The sequence below is a fragment of the Mesorhizobium sp. P3_A2 genome, from assembly GCF_056403115.1.
The window spans coordinates 251,383-269,875 of sequence record NZ_JBFUGC010000003.1; the positions used below are offsets into that span (position 1 = coordinate 251,383).

Annotated in this window: 18 protein-coding genes; 9 read left to right on the forward strand and 9 right to left on the reverse strand. The window is 64.2% G+C overall.

Annotated elements, in window-relative coordinates; all coding sequences use genetic code 11:
• Both AC1DXM_RS08745 and cckA read right to left on the reverse strand, forming a co-directional pair.
• A complete protein-coding gene (locus AC1DXM_RS08745) occupies nt 1–711 on the reverse strand; it encodes a purine-nucleoside phosphorylase (RefSeq protein ID WP_477232687.1) in 711 nt (236 codons plus the stop codon).
• 172 nt (nt 712–883) lie between these two features.
• Nucleotides 884–3,457, reverse strand: coding sequence for a cell cycle histidine kinase CckA (gene cckA / locus AC1DXM_RS08750; RefSeq protein ID WP_477232688.1), 2,574 nt, complete (start codon nt 3,455–3,457; stop codon nt 884–886).
• A gap of 207 nt (nt 3,458–3,664) precedes the next feature.
• Between cckA and AC1DXM_RS08755 the strand changes: the two genes are divergently transcribed.
• Nucleotides 3,665–4,378, forward strand: coding sequence for a hypothetical protein (locus tag AC1DXM_RS08755; RefSeq protein ID WP_477232689.1), 714 nt, complete (start codon nt 3,665–3,667; stop codon nt 4,376–4,378).
• Nucleotides 4,379–4,551: 173 nt separating this feature from the next.
• Here AC1DXM_RS08755 and dksA read toward each other — a convergent pair whose 3' ends face one another.
• Nucleotides 4,552–4,968: an RNA polymerase-binding protein DksA gene (gene dksA, locus AC1DXM_RS08760; protein WP_112395407.1), complete on the reverse strand. Its 417-nt coding sequence runs from the start codon at nt 4,966–4,968 to the stop codon at nt 4,552–4,554.
• A 254-nt stretch (nt 4,969–5,222) separates the two neighbouring features.
• Between dksA and AC1DXM_RS08765 the strand changes: the two genes are divergently transcribed.
• From AC1DXM_RS08765 to AC1DXM_RS08780, 4 genes are all read left to right on the forward strand, one after another.
• On the forward strand, nt 5,223–5,726 hold the full coding sequence (locus tag AC1DXM_RS08765) for a SixA phosphatase family protein (RefSeq protein ID WP_477232690.1): 504 nt from the start codon (nt 5,223–5,225) through the stop codon (nt 5,724–5,726).
• A gap of 84 nt (nt 5,727–5,810) precedes the next feature.
• The gene (locus AC1DXM_RS08770) at nt 5,811–7,289 is read left to right on the forward strand and encodes a YcjX family GTP-binding protein (protein ID WP_477232691.1); all 1,479 of its coding nucleotides are present in this window, start codon (nt 5,811–5,813) and stop codon (nt 7,287–7,289) included.
• Nucleotides 7,286–8,350, forward strand: coding sequence for a YcjF family protein (locus AC1DXM_RS08775; RefSeq protein ID WP_477232692.1), 1,065 nt, complete (start codon nt 7,286–7,288; stop codon nt 8,348–8,350). Before AC1DXM_RS08770 ends, AC1DXM_RS08775 begins: the two co-directional genes overlap by 4 nt.
• An 83-nt stretch (nt 8,351–8,433) precedes the next feature.
• Nucleotides 8,434–8,982, forward strand: a complete 549-nt coding sequence (locus tag AC1DXM_RS08780; RefSeq protein ID WP_477232693.1) for a hypothetical protein — start codon at nt 8,434–8,436, stop codon at nt 8,980–8,982.
• 72 nt (nt 8,983–9,054) lie between these two features.
• Here AC1DXM_RS08780 and AC1DXM_RS08785 read toward each other — a convergent pair whose 3' ends face one another.
• The 3 genes from AC1DXM_RS08785 to AC1DXM_RS08795 all read right to left on the reverse strand — a co-directional run bounded on the left by AC1DXM_RS08785 (nt 9,055) and on the right by AC1DXM_RS08795 (nt 11,761).
• Nucleotides 9,055–9,321 carry a hypothetical protein gene (locus tag AC1DXM_RS08785; protein WP_112561811.1) on the reverse strand — a complete coding sequence of 89 codons (267 nt, stop codon included), beginning with the start codon at nt 9,319–9,321 and terminating at the stop codon, nt 9,055–9,057.
• Nucleotides 9,322–9,502: 181 nt separating this feature from the next.
• On the reverse strand, nt 9,503–10,711 hold the full coding sequence (locus tag AC1DXM_RS08790) for an MFS transporter (protein WP_477232694.1): 1,209 nt from the start codon (nt 10,709–10,711) through the stop codon (nt 9,503–9,505).
• A 60-nt stretch (nt 10,712–10,771) separates the two neighbouring features.
• On the reverse strand, nt 10,772–11,761 hold the full coding sequence (locus tag AC1DXM_RS08795; protein ID WP_477232950.1) for an AraC family transcriptional regulator: 990 nt from the start codon (nt 11,759–11,761) through the stop codon (nt 10,772–10,774).
• 161 nt (nt 11,762–11,922) lie between these two features.
• Here AC1DXM_RS08795 and AC1DXM_RS08800 point away from each other — a divergent pair, with 161 nt between their 5' ends.
• Nucleotides 11,923–13,773: a monovalent cation:proton antiporter-2 (CPA2) family protein gene (locus AC1DXM_RS08800; RefSeq protein WP_477232695.1), complete on the forward strand. Its 1,851-nt coding sequence runs from the start codon at nt 11,923–11,925 to the stop codon at nt 13,771–13,773.
• On the forward strand, nt 13,770–14,318 hold the full coding sequence (locus AC1DXM_RS08805; protein WP_477232696.1) for a DUF924 family protein: 549 nt from the start codon (nt 13,770–13,772) through the stop codon (nt 14,316–14,318). The genes AC1DXM_RS08800 and AC1DXM_RS08805 overlap by 4 nt, the downstream gene beginning before the upstream one ends.
• Here AC1DXM_RS08805 and folK read toward each other — a convergent pair.
• From folK to folP, 3 genes are read right to left on the reverse strand one after another with little or no spacing between them, the layout of a single operon-like run.
• Nucleotides 14,315–14,827: a 2-amino-4-hydroxy-6-hydroxymethyldihydropteridine diphosphokinase gene (folK, locus tag AC1DXM_RS08810; RefSeq protein WP_477232697.1), complete on the reverse strand. Its 513-nt coding sequence runs from the start codon at nt 14,825–14,827 to the stop codon at nt 14,315–14,317. The genes AC1DXM_RS08805 and folK overlap by 4 nt on opposite strands.
• A complete protein-coding gene (folB, locus tag AC1DXM_RS08815; RefSeq protein WP_112395424.1) occupies nt 14,811–15,170 on the reverse strand; it encodes a dihydroneopterin aldolase in 360 nt (119 codons plus the stop codon). Before folB ends, folK begins: the two co-directional genes overlap by 17 nt.
• 17 nt (nt 15,171–15,187) lie before the next feature.
• A complete protein-coding gene (gene folP, locus AC1DXM_RS08820; RefSeq protein WP_477232698.1) occupies nt 15,188–16,033 on the reverse strand; it encodes a dihydropteroate synthase in 846 nt (281 codons plus the stop codon).
• 118 nt (nt 16,034–16,151) lie between these two features.
• On the opposite strand from folP, the gene AC1DXM_RS08825 reads away from it, so the two are divergent.
• Together AC1DXM_RS08825 and AC1DXM_RS08830 are read left to right on the forward strand one after the other, a co-directional pair.
• On the forward strand, nt 16,152–16,772 hold the full coding sequence (locus AC1DXM_RS08825) for a DUF922 domain-containing Zn-dependent protease (protein ID WP_477232699.1): 621 nt from the start codon (nt 16,152–16,154) through the stop codon (nt 16,770–16,772).
• A gap of 217 nt (nt 16,773–16,989) precedes the next feature.
• A complete protein-coding gene (locus AC1DXM_RS08830) occupies nt 16,990–18,474 on the forward strand; it encodes an MDR family MFS transporter (RefSeq protein WP_477232700.1) in 1,485 nt (494 codons plus the stop codon).
• The last annotated feature ends 19 nt before the right edge of the window (nt 18,475–18,493 follow it).

Below are 18,493 nucleotides of genomic sequence, written 5' to 3' on the forward strand. Positions count from 1 at the left end.
TTATGCCTCGGCCGCAACCTCGAGCCCGAGCCGCGCCATGTCGGTGAACAGCGCCTGGCGTTCGGAATAGGCGGTTAGCTCTTCGGTCACGATGTTGTCGACGACGGTCAGCAGCGACAACGCGCGGGCGCCGAAATGCGCCGCGAGGCGGTAAAGCGCGCTGGTTTCCATGTCGACGGCGAGCGCGCCAAGCGCCTGCGCTTCAGCGAATCGAGCGCGCCCTTCCGGGTGATAGAACACATCGCTGCAGATGGTCAGCCCTGCCTGGTGGTCGATGCCGAGTTGAGCGGCGCAGGCCAAGGCGTGGGCGAACAGGCCGGGATCAGGCCCGGCAGCGGCATCGTAGAGGCCGAAGACCTGGCCGCTTCGCTCGCTTTCGGCGCGCACCGATTGCGAGATCACCACGGAACGTAGCGGCACATCGGCGGTCAGACCACCGCAGGTGCCAGTGCGGATCAGCGTTTTGACGCCGTGGAAATCCAGCAGCTCATGCACATAGACCAGGAAGGACGGGACACCGATCCCGGTGGCCTGGATGCTGACGGGCCGACCGCGATAGAGGCCGGTAAAGCCCAGCGCGCCCCGGCGACGGTTGACGCAGCGCGGCGCCTCCAGAAACGTCTTCGCCATCCACTCGGCGCGCTGCGGATCGCCCGGCAACAGCACCGTTGCGGCATAGTCACCCTTGGCTGCCTCGTTGTGCGGCGTCACGACATGCTCCCCAAAACCCGCCGCCCCTTTCGCCTGCAATCATGGCAGCGTCGCGTCATTGCGCAAGCGGTGAATTAGGGAGATCTAAAGCGCGTCGCTTGCGACGCACTTTAGGCTTTTGTTTTATGCATGTCGTTTTCTCAAAACCGAGGCCACTTTTGAGCGACATGCATCAGGATTCAAGCACGTCCTTGACGACAGTGGCCAGTTGTTTGAGCGAGAACGGCTTCGGCAGGAAGCCGAATTGCGCGTCGGGCGGCAGGTTCCGGGCGAAGGCATCTTCGGCATAGCCGGACACAAAGACAAACTTGATGTCGGGCTGGCGCTTGCGCAATTCGCCAAGCAGCGTCGGTCCGTCCATCTCCGGCATCACCACGTCGGACACAACGATATCGACCTTGCCGCCGAGCGCCTCGAAGACTTCCAGAGCCTCGACGCCCGAGGACGCCTCGTGCACGGTGTAGCCGCGCGAGGTCAGCGCCCGCGAGCCGCCCATGCGCACGGCGTCCTCATCCTCGACCAGCAACACGGTGGCCGAGCCCGACAGGTCCTTGCCGGGATCGGCGGCTTTCACCGGGGCTGCCGGCGCTTCGCCGACTTCACCCGGCTTCTTCGCCTCCGCTATATGGCGCGGCAGGAAGATACGGAAGGTCGAACCCTTGCCGACTTCGGAATCGCAGAAGATGAAGCCGCCGGTCTGCTTGATGATGCCGTAGACCATCGACAGGCCGAGGCCCGTGCCCTTGCCGACTTCCTTGGTGGTGAAGAAGGGCTCGAAGATCTTCTTCAGCACGTCCGGCGCAATGCCTGAACCGGTATCCTCGACCTCGACCACGACATAGTCGGCCGGGGTGAGTTCGCGGTAGGCAAAGCTCTTGCACTCTTCGGCGGTAACATTTCGGGTGCGCACGGTGAGATCGCCGCCGGCCGGCATGGCGTCGCGCGCATTGACCGCGAGATTGACCACCACCTGCTCGAACTGGCCGATGTCGACCTTGACCGGCCACAGGTCGCGGCCATGGTCGACCTTCAGCTTGATGTCGTTACCGACCAGGCGGGCAAGCAGCATCCTGAGGTCGGCAAGCACGTCGGTCAGGTTCAGCACTTCCGGCCGCAGCGTCTGCTTGCGTGAGAAGGCGAGCAGCTGCCGCACCAGCGAGGCCGCCCGGTTGGCGTTTTGCTTGATGTTCATGATGTCGGGAAAGGACGGGTCCGACGGGCGATGATTGGTCAACAAAAGGTCCGACGCCATGATGATGGCGGTCAGCACATTGTTGAAGTCGTGGGCAATGCCGCCGGCGAGCTGGCCGACTGCCTGCATTTTCTGGCTTTGCGCCATCTGGCCCTCGAGCGCCTTTTGCTCGGTGGTGTCAACGGCATAGACGATGGCCGATTCCTCTGCACCCTCGCCGCCGGTGCCGTCGGCGACCGCGTTGACGTAGAAGCGGATATGCCGCTCCTCATTGCCGGGCAGCAGGGTGTCGATGGGCTCGATGTCGGCCTGCCTGAGCCGCGCCTTTTCGAAGGCGGCGGCAAAGGCCGGGCGGTCGCGCTCGTGGATGACCGTATCCAGCCGCACCCGGCGGTCGACGGCATCGCGGTCGACGACGGAGGCAAACAGCGACAGGAACGGCGCGTTGGTGCGCAGGATGCGGCCGCTGGCGTCGACGCCGGCAATCGCCATCGGCGTCGAGTTGAAGAAGCGGGTGAAGCGCACTTCCGACGCGCGCAGGTCGGCGGACGCGTCCTCCCCTTGCGTGCGGTTGAGCACGATGGTGCGCGTCGGGCCGTTGGTCCCCTCGCGGCTGGCCGAAACGCGGTGCATGAAGCGCACCGGCAGCGCTTCGCCTGTTGTCGTCGTCAGATCGAGATCGATGACGGCGTTGCGGGTGGTGCCGGGATCGGCCTTGACCGAGCGCACCAGCGCCATGCCGTCGCCGGCGACGATTTCCGGCAGCGTGACCGCGCCGGGCGTGAAGCTCGCGAGGTCAATGCCCAGCCATTCGGCGAGCGTGGCGTTGATGTAGGTGACGCGGCCCTCCTGGTCGGCCGAGAAGAAGCCGGCCGGCGCGTGGTCGAGATGGTCGATGGCCTTCTGCAGGTCAAGGAAGAAACGCTCCTGCTCTGCCCGTTCCTGCGAGATATCGGCGAGCTGCCAGGCGAGCATGGGCAGCCGCTGGCCGGGAACGCTGAAAGTGCGGGCCCGCGCCCGGTACCAGCGCGCGCCGGGTTCGGCGCCGGGCCGGATCGACTGCGCCAGCCGGAATTCGCCGTCGCCGGCCTGGCCGTCGCGCAGGCCCGAGGCCAGCCGGTATATGGTCACCGAGGCTTCGGGAACATCGGAAAGCAGGCCTTCGACCGTCTTCAGATCGGCTGCCGACGCGGCACCGGTCATCTCGGCATAGGCGCGATTGGCGTAGACGACGCGGCCCTTGGTGTCGGTGACGATCAGGCCCTGCGACATCGAATCGACGAAGGCCTTCGACAGTTCATCCCCGGTCGAACGCGGCGCGATCTGCACGAAGCCGATGGCCGTGGCGAACAGGAAGCCGACGCCGATCATGGCAAGCACGCCCAGCATGCCGAGCAGGAAGGGATCGCCAAGACGCTCGCGGAAAATGCCGAAAACGATCGCGGCCCCGGTCAAGACGATGATGAAGACGATGAGCCGGGTAACCGCGCCTGGCCGCGTGTTCTGGTCGACGATCGGTACCGGATAGAAATCGCCGCGCGTTTCCCTGGCCATATGCCCCCTGCTCGTGAGTTTGTCCGACACCGCCCCCGGCCGGTTGAATCACATTCTCCTAATCCGGAAAAGGCCTTGGCGGCAAATGTCTGATAAAAATGACGCGCCGGTGTTTCAAGCTGTTCATGAAGCGTGAAGGTAACTTGCGGTGCCCGGTCGCAACGGTCTAGTGTCGCCTCCACTTCAAAAACCGATTTGGGGGCACCGATGCAGTGGCTGGATAGCGTGGCGGGTCCTGGATATGCCGCAGCGCTGCTGTGGACGTTTGCCGCCCTTGTCCTGCTGGTCATCGTGCTTGTCATCATCAGGCTGGTCCGCAACCTGACTTTCGGCACCTTCGTTGCCGGCGGCAGGAACCGCAAGACGCGGCTGGCGGTCATGGACGCCACCGCGGTCGACAGCCACCGCCGGCTGGTGCTCATCCGGCGCGACGATATCGAACACCTGATTTTGATCGGCGGCCCGACCGACGTCGTCGTCGAGCGCGATATCAGGCTGGCGGCGCCACGCCGTCCGGCTTTGACCGGCGATGGCGGCGGCGGTGGCCAGCAGCAACAGGCGCCGCGTCCGCGCGCGGCACAACCCGCCCCCGCCGCACCTGCAAGGCAGGCGCCACCGCCGCAACCGGTAAGCGCGGCCCCTGCCGCCGTTCCGCCACGCCAGGCAGCGCCGGCGCCGAAGCCGGCCCAGATCTACCAGGCGAGCAATGTGACGCCGCTGCCGGCCTATGGCTCGGCCGCCAACACCGCCCGGCAGGCCCCGCCGCCACCGAAGCGCGAGTCCATCGACGACACGCTGATGCGGGAACTCGAGGTCTCGCTTGATGATTCGCACGCCAGCAAGCCGGCGGCGAAAGCGCCGGCTTCGCTCGATGACGAGATGACCAAGCTGCTCGGCGAGCTCGCCAGTCAGAAGCGATAAATCCTACCGGAAACCGGCCGGTCCTGACCGGAGTGTGGATCCATACCATTCTTGCGCATGATCTCTTCGAACCGAGACTTAGTGCGGCAAAAACCCGGAAGCTCCGCGCAAAAACAGAAATGGCCGGGAAACCCGGCCATTTCTAATGAACAGTTCTGCCTGATGGCTGCGGCTCAATCGTCGCGATAGACTTTCTCGCGGCGCTCGTGGCGCTCCTGCGCTTCGATCGACAGGGTCGCGATCGGGCGCGCGTCGAGACGCTTCAGCGCGATCGGTTCGCCGGTTTCCTCGCAATAGCCGTAAGTGCCTTCATCGATGCGCTGCAGCGCCGAATCGATCTTTGAAATGAGCTTGCGCTGGCGGTCGCGGGCGCGAAGCTCGATGGCGCGGTCGGTTTCAGAAGAAGCCCGATCGGCGAGATCGGGGTGGTTGGCGTTTTCCTGCTGCAGGATTTCGAGAGTTTCGCGCGCTTCGCGCAGTATGTCGTTCTTCCAGGTGACGAGCTTCAGGCGGAAGTATGATTTCTGCCGTTCGTTCATGAACGGCTCGTCTTCGGAGGGTACGTAATCGGCGGTAGAGATATCGTTCATTCGACTCACCCAACAACCCCAAATTTCGCGCCTATATATTCGCGCAGAGGGGGCTGCACAAGCGTAATCAGCGCGCGTTTCACGCAATTGTTAATGCCGTATGCAGCGAGCCCCGGCAAAGCCTTCCACAGCAAGGGCGCGGGCGAATTCGCACATGATTCGTTGCGCTTGGGTGTCGCGGCCCATTGTGCGGTGGGCCGTTCTCGTGGCTAATCCGATTGTGTCATTGATGGGCAGCACACCATGGGGGTCCGGTGAGCACACTGTATCTGTTGCGGCATGCCAAGGCTGGATGGGCGCTACCCGGCGTGCGCGACTTCGACCGCCCGCTCGACGCATCGGGCATTGCCGATGCCGAAATGATGGGGACGGCGATGCGTGCCCGCAACTACGTTCCCGATATCACGCTCTGCTCCAACGCCAAGCGGGCGCGCCAGACGCTGGAGGGCATAGCCGGCCACACCGACACCGGCCGAGTGCTGTTCTTCGACACGCTCTACAGCGAGGATGCCGCCGGCTATCTCGCCATCATCCGCGGCAATGGCGGCCTAGGCTCGCTGCTGGTCATCGGCCACAATCCAATGACGGAAGACCTTGCCATGGCGGTCTCGGGCGACGGCGACGAAGCGGCGCGGGCCATCATGAACCATGGTTTCCCGACCTCGGGCCTGGCGGTCGTGCGCTTCAACGGCACCCTCACCGAGGCCGCGCAAGGTGCCGGCTATCTCGAAGCCTTCCTGACGCCCGCCGATCTCTGAGCGGAGCCGGCTAGGTCCGGACGCCATTTCAAACTGCGGATGCAAAGCCTATATCGGGCGGACCGAGGCCCGAGAGAACAGATTTTGGCATCATCGCTGACCACATTCACAGACGAAGCGAGAATTGCCCTGGATACACTGTCGGGGCGGGCAAGCGGGCTGTTTTCGCCATCGCTGCGGCTCGGCGTCACCGGCCTGTCCCGTGCCGGCAAGACGGTATTCATCTCGGCGCTTGCCCACAATCTGATTCATGGTGGGCGGCTGCCGCTGTTCGAGGCGCAGAAGTCTGGACGCGTCGCGCGCGCCTTCCTCGAGGAACAGCCGGATGACGCCGTGCCGCGCTTCCAGTACGAGGACCATATCGCCGCCCTCGTCAACGGCCGCGTCTGGCCGGACTCGACGCGCGCCATTTCCGAACTCAGGCTCACCATCGAATATGAATCGGCCTCCGGCTGGAACCGCATGTTTTCCAGCGGGCGGTTGTCGGTCGACATTGTCGACTACCCCGGCGAATGGCTGCTCGACCTGCCGCTGCTCGGCAAGTCCTTCGCCGATTTCTCGCGCGAAGCCTTCGAAATGGCGATGCTGCCGGTGCGTCACGACCTCTCGCAGGACTGGCGGGCGCTGTCGGCGACGATCGATCCCAATGCCGACGCTGACGAAATGACGGCGCGCAGGCTGGCCGAAAGCTTTGCCGCCTATCTCAAGGCCTGCAAGCTCGACGAACGGGCACTTTCGACCTTGCCGCCCGGCCGTTTCCTCATGCCTGGCGATCTCGAGGGCTCGCCGGCGCTGACCTTCGCGCCCTTGCTGCTCAAGGGCGAACGACGCCCGCGCGCCGGCTCGCTGCAGGCGATGATGGAGCGCCGCTACGAGGCCTACAAGACGCATGTGGTGAAGCCGTTCTTCCGCGAACACATCACCCGCCTCGACCGCCAGATCGTGCTGATCGACGCCATGCAGGCGCTGAACGCTGGCCCCGGCGCAATGGCCGACTTAGAGCGCGCGGTGACCGAAATCCTTTCCTGTTTCCGCCCCGGACGGGGCAATTTCCTCACCGATTTGTTTTCGCGCCGCATCGACCGCATTCTGGTCGCCGCGACCAAGGCCGACCATCTGCACCACGAAAGCCATGACCGGCTGCAGGCGATCGTGCGACGGCTTGCCGACCGGGCCGTGGCGCGGGCGAATCTTACCGGTGCCGATGTCGACGTGGTCGCCATGGCGGCAGTGCGCGCGACACGCGAAGGCACGGTCAAACAGGGCCGCGAGACGCTGCCGGTGATCATCGGTACGCCGCTGAAGGGCGAGAGGATCAATGGCGAAACCTTCGACGGGAAAGCCGAAACCGCCATATTTCCCGGGGACTTGCCTGAGAAAATTGAAGCGGTTTTCGATGTTTCGGAAGCCGACCACCGGCAGAGCAGCGACAACCCGGCAATCCGTTTCGTGCGCTTTCGGCCGCCAAAGCTCGAACGCACTGCCGAAGGCGTCATGCTGTCGTTGCCGCATATCAGGCTCGACCGCGCCTTGCAGTTCCTGATCGGAGACCATCTGGCATGACCGCGCCCCGCAAGCCGGCAGCTTTCCGTATCGAGCCGGAGGCCGAACCGAAGCAGGCCCGCACCCATGCCGAGCCGCTTCCGACGCGCAGGCCGCGCGCCGTCGTCGTGCCGGCCGAAGTCGACGTCTTCGACGAGCCTGACATCATTGCTGCCGAACCACCGCCCGCGACCGCGCCGCGCAAGCGCTCGCTGTTTGCCAGCCTGTTTTTCGGCGCGGTCGGCGTGCTGGTTTCGCTGGCCGTCGGCCTGTGGACCGACCAGCTCATTCGCGATCTGTTCGAGCGCGCGGAGTGGCTGGGCTGGCTGGCGGCTGCCATGGCCGCAATCGCCGTGCTGGCGCTCGTGGTGGTGCTGGTACGCGAATTCCTGGCCATCGCCCGGCTGGCCGAGGTCGAAAAGCTGCAAAAACGGGCGCTCGATGCCGTCGCGCGCGACGATCCGAAGGCCGCAAGGGCCGTCGTCGACGAGCTCTCGGCCTTTGTGTCGGCGAAACCAGAAACGGCGGCCGGCAGGCGCTCGCTGGCCGAACTGCGCGGCGAGATCATCGATGGCGGCAACCTGGTGCGGCTGGCCGAAACCGAGATTCTTGGGGCCCTCGACGCCAGGGCCAAGGTGATGATCCTGGAAGCAGCCAAGCGGGTGTCGCTGGTCACCGCCGTCAGCCCGCGCGCGCTTGTCGACGTCGCCTATGTCGTCTTCGAGGCCGGGCGCCTCATCCGCCGCCTGTCCGAGCTTTACGGCGGCCGCCCGGGCACGCTCGGCTTCTTCCGGCTGGCGCGCAGCGTTCTCGCCCATCTGGCGGTGACCGGCTCGATCGCCGTCGGCGACAGCTTTGTCCAGCAGATCGTCGGCCACGGACTTGCCGCACGGCTTTCGGCGAAACTCGGCGAAGGCGTCGTCAACGGCATGATGACGGCGCGCATCGGCATAGCCGCGATGGAGACGGCGCGGCCCCTGCCCTTCATTGCCGCCAGGCGGCCGGGCATGGGCGATTTCCTGTCGGCGCTGACCTCGTTCGCGACCAAAAAAGAAGGCGAGACTGCGGCTACGACCAAGTGAAGTTCTGCCTCGCGGTCACCAAGCATTAACCAATCTTGTTCATGGTCGTCCAACAACAGCCTCCTTGTTGCCAGGTGTCGTCTATGAAAAGCGTAATCTTGTCCTGCGTCCTGCCCGTGGTCGCGCTTGCAGCACCTCTGGGCCTGGCCGGGAAAGCCTCTGCAGCCGAACCCGACAAGCAGTTCTTCCGCACCGTCGAAGGCAAATGGGTCGGCCCGGGCGAGATCGTCGCCGGCAAGTACAAGGGCACGAAATTCACCTGCAGCTTCGACGGCTCGACGCCTGACAACAAGACGGGCATGTCGCTGGACGGTGACTGCCGGGTCGGTGTCTTCACCCAGAAAATGTCGGCGACCGTCGAGCGCAAGGGACGCGACTACAAGGGCAACTTCATGGGCGGCGCCGCCGGTTCGGGCCTCGACATCATCGGCGGCAATGTCGTCGACCCTCGCAAGGTGGTCTTCACCATCAACCGCAACCAGTTGCGCGGCGTCATGCAGGCCCGCATTCCCGACGACAATTCGATGACGGTGACCATCGCCGTGCGCGTCGACCAGCAACTGGTGCCGGTGATCGGCATGAGCCTCAAGCGCGTCGATGCCGTCGAAGTCGGTGCCATCGCGAAGAACTGAGTTCCCGGCAGCGGCCAGCAAAAAAGGCGGTGGCTCCCCGAGCCACCGCCTTCTTCAATCCCCGAACGAAAATCAGCCCTTGATGGCGGCCGTCAGTTCGTCATAGGCCTTGCAGGCCTCGTCCAGCGTCGTGGCGCCCTGATATTTGGTGGTCACCGCTTGCACCTTGGCCGTCAGGTCAGCCGCCTTGGACGGATCCTTGGTGATCGCCTCCTGCAGCGCGGCGGTCATCTCCTGGGCCTTCTTGGCCGCAATCTCCTGCGTGCATTCTGGCGCCTTGGAACAGGCCGATGCGGCAAGCATGGCGACACCCACGCCAACGAGCAAAAACTTCTTCATGTCAGTCATCTCCTCACAAAGGCAGAACTTGATCGTCGCTGCCTTCAAACGGCCGAAGCCGAAGCGTCCCTTAGCCGCCGATTGCGGCAAAACGCAACGCGCGCACCGCATAAACTTGTGTAACGCGGCTGCAACATCGCGGCGGCCCGGAGTCAGGCCGCCGCATCAGTTGGAGCAGGGTTCAGCTGCGAGGCTGTAGCAGCGCCAGCAAAGCTGTCGATGCGGCAAGGATGGCGGTAAGCGTCAAGGGCGCCGTCGCGCCGTAGTTGTCCACGACATAGCCGCCGACAACCGCGCCAATGGTGATGGCGACCTGGAAAGAGACGACCATCAGGCTGCCCGCCGCTTCCAGCGCGTCAGGTGCCGCTCGGGACAGATTGGTCGGCAGCACCACCGGTCCCATGCCGAAGGCCAGGCCCCAAAGGGTGACGAAGCCGAAGGCAGCCCCGATGTGCACCCCCCAAAGCACCAATGCCAGCGCCGCAAACGCCATCAACGCAGCGGTGATCACGAGCGCCGTGCGGATATTGGCATCGGCCAAGCGGCCGCCGGCAATGTTGCCGACCACTGCGGCGATGCCAAATCCGAGCAGGGCGAGCGCAATCGGCCCGGTTGCAAGCAGCGTCACGTGTTCGAGGAAGGGGCGCACATAGACTGAGCCGGCGAAATGCCCGGTCATCAGCAAGACGATGGCCAGCATGCCGAGTTGAATGCCGCGCCGCCGTGTCAGCCGAAATACGTCGGCAAGGCTGTTGCTTGCGCTTGCAGGCAAGGTCGGCAGGCTGAGAAACTGCAGCAGCATGGCAACCAGAGCCAGCCCCGCTGTCATGGCCATGGCGCTGCGCCATCCGAGCCAGTCGCTGATCAATGCCCCCATCGACGGCGCGGCTATGGTGGCGAGCGAGACGCCGAGGGTGACGATGGCCATGCCCCGACCTGTCGCATTGGCACCAACCAGCCTCGCCACGACAGCAACCGAAAGCGCCCAGAAAGCGCTGAGCGCGATGCCCAGCCCGGCCCGGCCCAGCAACAGCAGCCAGAAATTGGGCGCCAGCGCTGCCAGAATATTGGAAGCGACCGCCAGGGCCATGAGACCAACCAGCACCGTCTTGCGGTTCAATCGGCCGATGAGAACATTGCTCAACATGGCCGTCACGGCGCCGACGGAAGCGGTGGCGGTGACGACCTGTCCGGCCGTGCCTTCGCTGATACCGAGATCGCGCGCCATCGGCGTCAACAGGCCTGCCGGCAGGAATTCGGCGGACACCAGAGCAAAGCTGGTGGCCGCCAATGAAATGACCGCGAACCAGGTGGCTGCGCTCCATGTGGCTGGCGCATCGGCGTCAAGGCCGATCGCGGCGTCTTCAAGCTGTAATGTTGTGTCAGTCACGGAAGGATCTCCAAAGTTTGGAGATCTTAAATAGGCGAGTCCGCCCGGATGATATGTACCCTAAAATCCGAAATTCATATCTATTCGTCCGGGATTTGTGCGACGCACAACACCTGGCGAAACATTGGTGATGCGCTTGAACGCGCGCGCGAAGGATGCCTCGGAATCGTAGCCCAAACGGGTAGCGACTTCGGCAACGGACAAGCCGTTCTGGCCCAGCAACTCACGCGCAAGCTGCATGCGCATGCGGGCGAGATAGTGTGCGGCACCTTCGCCCAGGACAGCGCTGAAGCGCTCGGCGAAAATCGAGCGCGATTGGCCTGCCACGCCGGCCAGGCTTCCCAGCGTCCAGTTGTGGCCGGGGTTTCGGTGCATGGCTGCCAGAGCACGGCCAATATGGGGGTCGCGGATGGCTGCGAGCCAACCGGTGGTCGAAGCGCCATTGCAATTGACCCAGCAGCGGATGAGCCGGGCTGTCAGCAAATCCGCCATACGCGACAAAATGGTGGCGCTGCCCATCTGCGGCTGTGCGGCCTCCACCGTCATCGCCGCCAGCAAAGGGCCGACGACAGGGTCATTGCCGGCCACGTCGCAACCCTTGATGAGAGGCGGCATCAACGTGATCAATGGGTTGAGCGCACAGGAGCCCAAGGCCATCGAGCCGCAGAAAAGGGTGCTCGTCGCGCCCGTTCCCTGCCGTACCACCTCGCAGACGTTGCCGCCGAACTTGATCACCTGGCAGCCCTCGAGCGAGTCGACCTCAACGTCCGGTGCGCTCGCCAGCCGATGGGCGATGCCTTGCGGCAGCAGCACCAGATCGCCATCGCGCAACTCCTGCCAGCCTTGCGATTCGGTATGAATCCAGCATGGCCCATGGCCGACAAAATGAAACCGAAGCAGCGGTTGTTGCGGAAAGTCTATGCTCCATGGATGCCGGAGTTCGCAGCGGCCATAGTTGACACCACTCAAGCGGAAGTCTTGCAGAACTTCGCTAAGCGCATCCATCGGAATATGGGACGGTGAAGACGGCCGGGACGAATGGTCAGACATTTTGCAGATATAGATGCCGAACGTCCGGCAGGCAAGCGGCGACAATTGTTCCACCGGGAGAATTGCTTCAACGGCAACCTACCCGTCCTGGCAGGCTTCCCGCCCTTGCCTCTAGCTCCCACTGCATGCAAGGAGTGCTGTCAGACACGGGGACAAGAGGCATGGCAGCGGAAGCATCGGGCAGCGATCTCATTCAGGTGGTGGCGCTGCTTGCCGCGGGTGTCGTCGCCGTTCCGATCTTCAAACGCATGGGGCTGGGCTCGATCCTCGGCTATCTCGCCGCTGGCGTGGTTATCGGCCCGTTCGGCATCCGCATCTTTTCCGAATCGGAAGCCATCCTGCACGTCGCCGAACTCGGCGTCGTCATGTTCCTGTTCATTATCGGGCTGGAGATGCAGCCGTCGCGGCTATGGGGGCTGCGGCGCGAAATTTTTGGACTCGGCGCCCTGCAGGTCGGCGTCTGCGCGGTGCTTCTGACTCTCGTCGGATTGGCGGGCGGCTTTCCGATCGCGCAGTCCTTCGTCGCCGGCGCCGGTTTCGTGCTGACCTCGACGGCGATCGTCATGCAGCTTCTGGAAGAACGCGGCGAGATGGCCAGCCCCAAGGGCCAGCGCATCGTTTCGATCCTGCTGCTCGAGGATTTGGCAATCGTGCCGCTTTTGGCGCTGGTCGCCTTCCTGGCGCCGGGCGGTGCCGAGATGACCCTGCAGCAAAGGCTGACCGAGGTCGGCATCGGCCTTGGCGCCATCGTCGGGCTGGTAGTGGCCGGCCGCTATCTGCTCAATCCGTTCTTCCGCATCCTAGCCGACGCCAAGGCGCGCGAAGTGATGACGGCGGCGGCGTTGCTGGTCGTGTTGGGGTCGGCGCTGGTCATGCAGCTTTCCGGCCTGTCAATGGCGATGGGCGCGTTCCTGGCCGGCGTGCTTCTGTCCGAATCGACCTTTCGCCACCAGTTGGAAGCCGACATCGAACCCTTTCGCGGCATCCTGCTCGGCCTGTTCTTCCTGGCTGTCGGCATGTCGCTCGACCTGCATGTGGTGATCGACAACTGGCGGCTCGTCGCCATCTATGTCGTCGCCTACATGGTGATGAAGGCACTCGGCATCTACCTCGTCGCCCGCATGCTGAAGAGCGGCCATCGCGAAGCGCTGGAGCGCGCCGTGTTCATGGCGCAGGGCGGCGAATTCGCCTTCGTGCTTTACTCCGCCGCGGCGGCCGTCGGCATCATCGACAGCCGGGCCAACGCCACGCTGACCGCGATCATCATCATCTCCATGGTGCTGACGCCGCTGGCCATCATTGTGCTCAAATATCTGACGCCGCGCGACGAGCAGTCGCTCGAAGGCGTTGATATCGCCGAAGGGCTGACCGGCAGTGTTCTGGTCATCGGCTTCGGCCGCTTCGGCCAGATCGCCAGCCAGCCGCTTTTGTTGCGCGGCATCGACGTGTCGATCATCGACAATGATGTCGAAATGATCCAGGCGGCCGCCGATTTCGGCTTCAAGGTCTATTATGGCGACGGCACGCGGCTCGACATTTTGCGCGCCGCAGGTGCTGGCCGCGCACGCGCCGTGCTGATCTGCGTCGACAAGGCGGATGCTGCCGTTCGCATTGCCGAACTGATCAAGGCGGAGTTCCCGTTGCTGACCGTTCTGGCTCGCGCCTTCGATCGCGGCACAGCGCTGTCGCTCATCCGCGTCGGAGTGGATTTCCAGCTGCGCGAAACCTTCGAATCGGCCCTCGTCTTCGGCGGCTCGGCGCTTGAAGCACTTGGCGTCGAACCGGAAGACGTCGCCGACGTCATCGAGGATGTTCGGCGCCGCGACAACGACCGCTTCGAGACGCAGTTGGCGGAAGGCATACGGGCTGGCCGGCGCTTCCTCAGAGGCAATATCGGCACGCCGATTCCGACGCCGCTCGCCCCGCCGCGTCGACCCGGCCAGGCGCTGAATGAAGAAACCGCCGGTGTGTTGAACAAATCCGAACCCGCCCAGCCAGAGGAAGGCAGATGACCGCATTGGACGAGCGCGCGCTCGCCGTCACAAAATTCTGGCGCGAGGCCGGCGAAGACGCCTGGTTCGAGAAGAATGACGCCTTCGACGCGGATTTCCGCAGCCAGTTTCTCGACCTGCATTATGCGGCCGCTCGTCGCGAATGCGACGCCTGGTCGGAGCATGCCGAGGGCTCGCTGGCGCTGATGATCCTGCTCGACCAGTTCCCGCGCAACTGCTTTCGCGGCTGCGGCCACATGTACGCCACCGATCCGCTGGCAAGGCATTTCGCCGCCAAGGCGATCGCCGCCGGCCATGACCTGGCGCTGGAAGAAGACCTGCGCGTCTTCCTGTATTTGCCCTACGAACATTCGGAACTGCCCACCGATCAGGACAGATCGGTCGAACTCACCACCGCCAGGGCGCCGGAGTATATAAAATACGCGATCGAACACCGCGATATCATCAAGCGTTTCGGCCGCTTCCCGCACAGGAACAAGATGCTTGGCCGCGACACGACGGCGGACGAACAGGCATTTCTCGATGGCGGCGGATTCTCCGGCTAACCCAGCCACCAGTCGCGGCCGGACGCCAGCCGCTCTATGCCTGACGTATCGACGGCGCTGAGCCGCTCGCTCACGCTGCGGCCGCCAACCGCCAGTTCCGGCGCGATCTCGGCCAGGGGCGCCAAAACGAAGGCGCGCTCCAGCATCCTGGGATGCGGCACTTCCAGCCCGGTCTCGTGGATGATGCGGTCGCCGAACACCAATATGTCGATGTCGATCAGGCGCGGCCCCCAGCGCTCCTCGCGCACCCGTTTCAGCTTGCGCTCGGCCTCCAGGCAAAGATCGAGCAGCGCCCTTGGCGCCAGCACAGTCGAGATTTCGGCAGCGGCATTCAAGAAATCCGGCTGGTCAAGCTTACCCCAGGGCGGTGTGCGGTAGAGCGAAGAGACGGCAATGACGCGGGTGTTGTCGTCGGCGTCGAGCAGGCGCAGCGCCGTGGCCATCGAGGCCGCGGGATCGCCGAGATTGCCGCCAAGGCTGAGATAGACCGTGTTATTCGGGCCAGACAACGGTCACCTCGACATAATCGAGCACGCCGGGCACCGGCGCGTTCGGTTTGCGCACGGTGATCTCGGCCTTCCTGATCTGCGGAAACCGCGCCGTCAGCGCCTTGGCCACTTCGAGCGCCAGCGCCTCGATGAGGAAACGGCGGTGCCCGGTGACGATCTTTTCAATCACCGTGAAGGCGATGCCGTAATTGACGGTGTCCTCGATGGAATCATCCTCCAGCGGGCGGCTGGGCTCGACCGTCAACTCGGCATCGACATAGAAACGCTGGCCAAGCGCCTCCTCCTCATCCAGCACGCCGTGCCGGGCAAAGAAGGCGCAGTTCTTCATGCGGATGACATACATTTCTTAGGTTCCTGGGCTCAGTGTCCCGGCTTTTCACGCGCCAGCATAGCATCCGCCATGGCCAGCGCGTCCACGTTGATTGCGACATCGTGGACGCGAAACAGATCGGCGCCCTTCAGCCTCAGGATGACGCTGGTGGCCGCCGTCCCGGCGCCGCGCGCGGCGGCGTCGCGGCCGGTGACGGTGCCGATGAAGCGCTTTCTGGAGGTGCCGGCCATCAGGGGAAAGCCAAGCGCCGTCAGTTCGGAGAACCGCGCCATCAGGTCGAGGTTTTCCTCGGCCGTCTCCTTGGCGAAGCCGAAGCCGGCATCGAGCACGATATGGTCGTCCTGGACGCCGCTGCGCTTCGCGATTTCCAGCGATGCCTTCAGGAAGAAAAACTGGTCGTCGATGACGTCGGGCAGCTTTTGCCGCTCGCGCCCGGTGTGCATGATGACCAGTCCGGCGCCGGTGTCGGCGGCGACGCGGGCAATGCCGGGTTCACGCTGCAAGCCCCAGACATCGTTGACGATATGCGCACCGGCGCCGACGGCCAGACGCGCGGTTTCCTCGCGATAGGTGTCGACCGAAATCAGGGCTTCACTGGCGCCGGCGAGTGCGGCGATCACCGGCAGAATGCGTGCCTGCTCTTCCCCAGGGGTTACGGGAGAGGCGCCGGGGCGCGTCGATTCTCCACCGACGTCGATGACGACAGCCCCCTCTTCCACCATGCGGCGCGCTTGCGCGACCGCCTGATCCGGCGTGATGAATAGTCCGCCATCCGAAAAACTGTCCGGCGTGACGTTGAGAATGCCGACCACTATGGCCTTCTCGCCAAGGTCGAGATGGCGTTCATGCGCCAGTTGCCATCGCCTTGTCGTCATTGTCCTTCAACCATGTGGCTCATCGAGCGCTTGCAATCCATCAACGATGCGTGATCGGTGGAAGATCAATTCCGTTGCGCCGGCAAGGGCCGTAAAGCAAGGTGAGTGAAGAGGCAACATGATGAAACGACCCCTGCTCTGCGCCCTGATGCTGGCTTTGACCGTCCTGCCGGCGAATGCTGCCAATCTGGTGAAGACCTACAGCTATTTTGCCATCGGCGGCAGCACGCTCGATGACATCGAGACGCAATTGTCGAAGCATGGACCCGAGGTGAAAAGCACCGGGATGAGGCATCCGGGCGCCACCCAGATGGCGTTCACCACCCGCATCAGCTACGCGCAAACCGCCGATACCTGCCGGATCGCCAAGGCCACCGTCACCGTCAAGGTCAAGGTCATACTTCCGGAGTGGCGCAGGCCGCGCAAGGCCGACGCCGATGTCAGGCTGTTCTGGGACACGCTGTCGGCCGACATCAAGCGCCACGAGGAGCGTCATGTCGAGATCGCCAAGAACCACGGCCGTCTCCTCGAGGACGCGCTGAACGCCAGCTACCCGCAAAAGACCTGCGCGGAGGCCAAGGCCAAGGCGGCGCAGATCACCGCAATCGAACTCGCCAGGCACGACCAGGACCAGCTGCGCTTCGACCGTGTCGAGGGCGTCAATTTCGAAAGCCGCATCCTGCGGCTGCTGCGCTACCGCGTGCAGCGCGTCGAGAACGGCCAACTTCCGCCCGGCTGAAACACAGGACTGATATCAAGCCAATCGCGCCGAAACATGAGGCCAGCCCCAGAAAACTTTCGGGCAAAGGTCGAAATCGGCCTATACCGACCGACATATGTCAGGCTCGCAAGGCGCGAGCTTCGGAACACGAGATCAAGACCAATCGAGGCGGCGTATAGCGGAGCGGCCATTTGGCGCCGCGCAATCGCTCGCCAAGCATTGTGGATGAACTGACATGGACCAGGCTGTCGACAAGCCGGTGATGGCGACGCCCGCCGTCCCGCTGACGGAGAGCGAAAAGAACGTCATCATCGCCGGCATCCTGTTGTCGATGCTCCTGGCGGCGCTCGACCAGACCATCGTCGCGCCGGCCATGCCGACCATCGGCCGTTCGCTCGGCCATGCCGACTATCTGCCGTGGATCGTGACCGGCTATCTCTTGACGGCGACCGCCATGGCGCCGCTCTACGGCAAGATCTCCGACGTCTATGGCCGCCGGCCGACCGTCTATGCGGCGATCCTGATCTTCCTCGCGGGATCGCTGGTCAGCGCCATGGCGCCCAACATGTTCGTGCTGGTCATCGGTCGGGCAATCCAGGGTGCCGGCGGTGGCGGCCTGTTCGCCTTGGCGCAGATCGTCATCGGCGACCTGGTGCCGCCACGCGAGCGGGCGCGCTATGCCGCCTGGATATCGGGCACGTGGGCTGTCGCCAGCATCGCCGGACCGTTGCTGGGCGGCGGATTTGCCGAACATCTGCACTGGTCGCTGATCTTCTGGATCAACATCCCGCTTGGCCTGGTGGCCATGGCGATCATCAACAAGCCGCTGCGCAAGCTGCCGGTTGCTGCAAAGCGGCATCGCATCGACGCCCTGGGCGCACTGCTTCTGGTGGTGGCGACGGCACTGCTGCTTTTGGCCCTCAACTGGGGCGGCAGCGCCTATCCCTGGGCCTCGCGCGAAATCCTCGGCCTGCTTGCCTGTTCGGCGGTCTTCTGGGGCGCGTTTGCACTGCGGCTGATGCGTGCGGTCGAGCCGCTGATTTCGCTTGAAGTGCTGAGCAATCCGATCGTGCTTGCCGGCACGGCGTCGATGTTCCTGCTGCAGGCCGCCAATATCGGCCTGTCCGTGTACCTGCCGGTCTATCTGCAGTCGATCATCGGCCTCTCGGTCAGCCAGTCAGGCCTTGCCATGCTCGGCCTGCTGCTCGGCACGGTGGCCGGCGCGACGTTCAGCGGCCGCACGATACCGCGCTTCTTCCACTATAAGCGCATCGCCATGGTCGGCGTTCTCTTCGCCATTGTCTGCCTTGGCGTGCTCAGCCTGGTCGCCGGCCGCGCCTCGCTGCTGGTGGTCGAACTCTTGACCATCTGCATCGGGCTTGGAAGCGGCACCACTTTCCCGGTCGCCACCGTGTCGGTGCAGAACGCCGTCGACCGCGCACATCTCGGCGTCGCCACCGGCGTGCTGACCTTCCTGCGTTCGCTGGGCAGCGCGCTCGGCGTCGCCGTGCTCGGCGCGGTCGCGCTCGGCTATGGCCTGCCGCTTGCCGGCGAAGGCGTGCCGGCTGCCGGACAGATCGTGTCGGCGACGCCCTTCATGATGATCTTCCTTGCCGCGGCCCTCACGCTCGTGCTGGCGCTGATCATGCTGGCGCTGATGCCAGAGAAGTCGCTGCGCGGCCGCGACGAGGCCGAGGCGCCAGTCGTCCTGGTGGAGTGATCCGGCAAAAGCCCTGAAC